The sequence below is a fragment of the Bartonella sp. CL63NXGY genome (genome assembly GCF_042194905.1).
Lineage (GTDB): Bacteria > Pseudomonadota > Alphaproteobacteria > Rhizobiales > Rhizobiaceae > Bartonella.
In genome coordinates this window covers 1-2,769 of the sequence record NZ_JBHINK010000046.1, presented here as the reverse complement: position 1 = coordinate 2,769, position 2,769 = coordinate 1, and the positions used below count along the sequence as shown (strand labels likewise).

Below are 2,769 nucleotides of genomic sequence, written 5' to 3'. Positions count from 1 at the left end.
ATTGAAAGCACCGCGCTGGCAGATAAAAACAGCCTGACCACAGGAAGCATTAGCACCAGTGATATCAGCAACAGTGCGCATGCGCAAGCTAGCAGCCAAGGTTTAAGCATTTCTGCGGGTGGTCCGATGTATCAGGGCAAATATGGTGTCGGGAAAAACATTGCTAAAAATGTCTTAGATCATTCAAAAGCTAAAGATTTAGAGGAAGGATATACCAAATCTGCTATCAGCAATGGCACCATTGTCATTACTGATGAAGCAGGGCAGAAGGCGTTGACGGGGCAAGATGTTGAGCAAGCCATCGCCTCCCTTAATCGGGATACTGCTAGCGCCCATAAGGGTGTACAACAGCTCGATGTAGGCAAGCTGGAACAAATCGTCCATGAAAACCGTGAAATGGTAACGCAACTCTTAGAAGAGGGGTTTAAATACAGCGATGATTCCTATAAAACCATGTTTATCAAAGAGCACCCCATCGCCGTGGTCGACCGTGATGAAAATGGCAATACAATCTATGAAATAGATGCAAATGGGGTACCTATAAGAGATGCTCGTGGACAAAATATTCCTAAGTTTCATTATTTAACGGATGAAGAAAAGCAACATTTGCAAGAAGGTGCTGATGGCAAGGTGCATGTGTCCCTCAATGGCATTTTTACACCACCCTATGAGGCGGCTGTTTATGCAGAGCAACATGCGGAGAATAAAAATGTACCGCTTTATTTTGTTGTGTTCCCTCAAGCCGATTCTGCTATCTCAGAACTTCTGGTCGCGGGCTATCAGAAGTTTATGGAAAATAACTTTTGGGGTTTGACCAATTCAACACAAGAAGCAAAAGATATAATGTCTCGCTATGGTAACACAGGATTGCATTTTGATGCCCATAGTCGTGGCAGTTTGACAGGCTTTAATATGATGAATTCTTTCAAACAAGAAGGTGTAAATGATGTAGCTGGCAATACAACGATCAGTTTCTATGGACCAGCGGCTAATGTTTTGGCGGCATCCGGTCTGTTAGGTTATGTGAGTGGTGGCAAACAAACCACTATTGGCTTTGATGGGAATAGATATGACTTTGTAAGCAGAATTATTGGTGGCAATGGCTATACCTACGAGACAATACCTGCTGGTAGTAACATGTGGAAAGAATGGTGGAGAGTGATCATGAATCCCATAAGCTCCCATACTTGTCTTGGAGATGCGAGTCCACAATGTAGATATGATTATGGTTTATCTCATCGTGAACAATTTCCTTTAAGTAAATCACGGAGTAAAAAATGAAACAAACTCTAAAATTATTAAGCACTGTAACTTTGTTAATTATAACTGGATGTAATATCGATAAACCTCCTCTAGGAGAGGTGGCAGCGTGGAAGAAACCAGGAGCAGATTTTACAGAGGTAGGAAAAGCCTTGTTAGAATGTGGAATGCCAACACCTTATTATACCGATCCAGAAAGCAGAAAGCTTAGTATCAATGCATGGGCAACAATTCATGCGTGTATGGTTCAATCAGGATTCCATTATGAAAATGAACATGAGGGTGGATGGTGTTATACTTTTAAAGCCGAAAACCTTCCCATTTGTCGTCCAGGCGCTGTGATCCCGAGGCCCAGTGTCAAGAAGCGCTTAAACAGCCCTTTTTGTAAAAAATATAAAAACGCACCTGAATGCAAACCTTAAGTGTTTCTATTGGTGATGATCAACAATCTGCCATCCTTGCCTTTGCTTGGAACGGCGGGATTGTTTTCTCAACCAATCATCTCAATATTGTTTACCGTTGTTTTAAGCAGCGGTGACAGGAAATATCAACAAGCTTCCGAGCTGTTTATTGTAAATAAATCCATTGAAAGAGGGGAATAATGAAGAAAATCTTAAAACTATTGAGTTGCATAGCTCTCTTAAATACAGCTGGATGTGTTAACCAACCTCCTCCATCAACTTTAGCATTATGGGAAAAACCAGGTGTCGATAAAGCGATGATCCAACAATCCTTATCAAAATGTGGCTGGAAACCGGTTTATGCTTCTTCTAGTGATATGAATTCGTATGCGAGTGAATTTGCCTCAGTTTATGAGTGCATGAAAAAAGCAGGTTTCCGGTATAAATTGCAAGATTCAAAAGGGCTCTATTTTGTACAACCTCTGAAAAGTGACTCGTTTTTAGCTAATTTGATGCTAGCTGGATATCAGCAATTGATGGACAATGACACCTTTGGTGTGACCAACAAAACGAAACAGGAACGCGCTTTACTAACGCATTTTGAGGATGAAAGAAAACGTCAGCAAAAGCAAAAAGCTTTACAAAAGCGATCACCAAAGCGTCCTCCCCATCGTTAAAAAGGTCGTTAGATAAAATCACGAATGAAGTAGAGGATCAAAGCTGTCTCCTTCTTTATCCACGCAACGGGCACTTTTAATTTGGTGGTTAAGATAGTCGACAATAGAGCAGGTGAGGTTTCATTACGGGGGATGCGTATTTTGAAGCCAAAGTCGTGGGGCAATCCACAGGATACGTTAAGCGGTTTGACCGAGGCTGGCGCATCTGGCAGTATGACAGTGGGCTTTAAGAAAGCAGAAGCTTCTTCTCAAGCTTTCATCGCGATGAGCACAACAATAGAAGCAGGACGCGCTGTCAACATGCAAGCCCACAAAGGCAGCATCCATGGTGTTGGAGCCGATATTATCGCTGGTACCGCGCCGGCAGAAAAAAACAGCCTGACCACAGGAAGCATTAGCACCAGTGATATCAGCAACGGTGCGCATGCTAA

At 42.4% G+C, this 2,769-nt stretch carries 5 protein-coding genes; all 5 read left to right on the top strand.

What is annotated here, in order from left to right:
• Positions 1–1,281: filamentous hemagglutinin (locus ACFIK0_RS09020; RefSeq protein ID WP_375663863.1), on the top strand; the 1,281-nt coding region annotated here is incomplete at its 5' end.
• Positions 1,278–1,682: a hypothetical protein gene (locus ACFIK0_RS09015; RefSeq protein WP_375654221.1), complete on the top strand. Its 405-nt coding sequence runs from the start codon at positions 1,278–1,280 to the stop codon at positions 1,680–1,682. The genes ACFIK0_RS09020 and ACFIK0_RS09015, both read left to right, overlap by 4 nt.
• Entirely contained in the window at positions 1,670–1,798 is a 129-nt protein-coding gene (locus ACFIK0_RS09010; RefSeq protein ID WP_375663862.1) for a hypothetical protein, read from the top strand. Before ACFIK0_RS09015 ends, ACFIK0_RS09010 begins: the two co-directional genes overlap by 13 nt.
• A 63-nt stretch (positions 1,799–1,861) precedes the next feature.
• A complete protein-coding gene (locus tag ACFIK0_RS09005) occupies positions 1,862–2,338 on the top strand; it encodes a hypothetical protein (protein ID WP_375657659.1) in 477 nt (158 codons plus the stop codon).
• Between the two features lie 84 nt (positions 2,339–2,422).
• Positions 2,423–2,769 (top strand): hypothetical protein (locus tag ACFIK0_RS09000; RefSeq protein WP_375663861.1); only part of this gene is annotated, 347 nt, incomplete at its 3' end.

Coding starts and splice junctions, on each gene's coding strand:
- ACFIK0_RS09015 (WP_375654221.1), top strand. CDS start 1,278: ATGAAACAAACTCTAAAATTATTAAGCACTGTAACTTTGTTAATTATA.
- ACFIK0_RS09005 (WP_375657659.1), top strand. CDS start 1,862: ATGAAGAAAATCTTAAAACTATTGAGTTGCATAGCTCTCTTAAATACA.
- ACFIK0_RS09010 (WP_375663862.1), top strand. CDS start 1,670: ATGCAAACCTTAAGTGTTTCTATTGGTGATGATCAACAATCTGCCATC.